Annotated in this window: 2 protein-coding genes; both read right to left on the reverse strand. The window is 40.7% G+C overall.

Going from position 1 to position 1,650, the window contains the following annotated elements; genetic code table 11:
- The coding region (gene rlmN, locus ACFIKE_RS10255) for a 23S rRNA (adenine(2503)-C(2))-methyltransferase RlmN (protein WP_375649755.1) at positions 1-1,212 on the reverse strand (1,212 nt) is incomplete at its 3' end.
- A gap of 42 nt (positions 1,213-1,254) precedes the next feature.
- The coding region (locus tag ACFIKE_RS10260; RefSeq protein ID WP_375649757.1) for an invasion associated locus B family protein at positions 1,255-1,650 on the reverse strand (396 nt) is incomplete at its 5' end.

The raw sequence follows: 1,650 nt of genomic DNA on the forward strand, positions 1-1,650 counted from the left end.
ATTTTCAAGTCGCAAACGTTCAGATTTCCGTAAACGCTCTGAAGCTGATTTAAGTTGTCCACATGCCGCTAAAATATCGCGTCCACGCGGTATCCGAATAGGAGAAGCATAGCCCGCTTGATTAACAACATCAGCAAAACGCTCGATTTGCTCCCAATCAGAACACTGATAATTGCTCCCTGGCCACGGATTAAAAGGGATTAAATTGATCTTAGCAGGAATCCCTTTCAATAACTTAATCAATCCCTTAGCATCATCTAAACTATCATTGATATCTTTCAGCATAACATATTCAAAAGTGATTCGTTTTGCATTGGAAAGACCAGGATAATTACGGCAAGCGTCCATTAATAAAGCAAGCGGATATTTTTTATTAATGGGAACAAGCATATCCCTTAATGTATCGTGTACTGCGTGGAGTGAAATCGCCAACATAACACCAATTTCTTCTCCGGTTCGGATAATTCCAGGAACAACCCCACTGGTTGAAAGCGTAATCCGACGTTTTGATAAAGAAAGCCCGTCACCATCAGAAGCAATCAATAAAGCTTTTTTAACAGCTTCAAAATTATAAAGAGGTTCTCCCATCCCCATCATAACAATATTGGTAATTTTGCGACCTTCAATGGGAACTATTGCCCCATCAGGGTTATTTTTATCAGGAAAATCACCCAAACAATCACGTGCAACCAATAATTGTGCCAAAATTTCTTCCGCAGTCAGATTGCGAACAAGCATCTGCGTTCCCGTATGGCAAAAAGAGCAAGTTAACGTACACCCTACTTGCGATGAAAGACATAAAGTACCACGTCCTTCTTCAGGGATATAAACCGTTTCAATTTCAACAGGCCTTCCAGCTCCACGTGCAGGAAAACGTAAGAGCCATTTACGCGTACCATCTTTTGATATTTGTTCTCCAACAATTTCTGGGCGCGCAATGGAGAAATGACACTTAAGTGTTTCTTGCATTGCTTTAGAAATATTCAGCATCTCATCAAAATTTGAAACGCCACGCACATAAAGCCAATGCCAAAGCTGACGCACACGCATACGCGTTTGATGCTCTGGTACACCAACTGTCTTTAAAGCCTGCACCATCTCATTTTGCGACAAACCAATTAAAGAGAGCTTAGAACTCTCCTTCACGATCACATTATCTGTTTCTCGCGCAAAACATGAACCAACTGGTCTAAGGTCATAGGAAATGGCCATTGCTTTCCAATTCACATCACTATTTTAGAAATTATCAAAACCTTAATGGCACTTTTGAGCTGCATTTAATGCAGCAGTGATCCCTTTTAAGGAATAAGTATAAGTGGTATGCGTTCCTCGTTTTGATATCGCTTTCACTGTCATATTGCTTCCTGCACGCATAGCAGAAACAAGCTGCTTTTCTAGCTCTGATGAAGCCAACCAAGCTGAGGAATCTTTCGTGAAAAAATCAAAGTCCTTACCTCCAATGGTCACTGTCACTCTCGACCCTTCTTGAAGGGTATAACCAGCCATAAACTGCGGTTCAAACGAAATAGGTGAATGAGAACGCTTGGTAACCAAGAAAAAATTATCACCATGATTAACTGTCGTTGGAAGAGCCTTCAAAGGTACCGATAACACATAGCAAATCGTATTTTTGGGCGATTTATAAGAATA

This window comes from Bartonella sp. MU70NMGDW (assembly GCF_042194085.1).
GTDB classification, from domain to species: domain Bacteria; phylum Pseudomonadota; class Alphaproteobacteria; order Rhizobiales; family Rhizobiaceae; genus Bartonella; species Bartonella grahamii.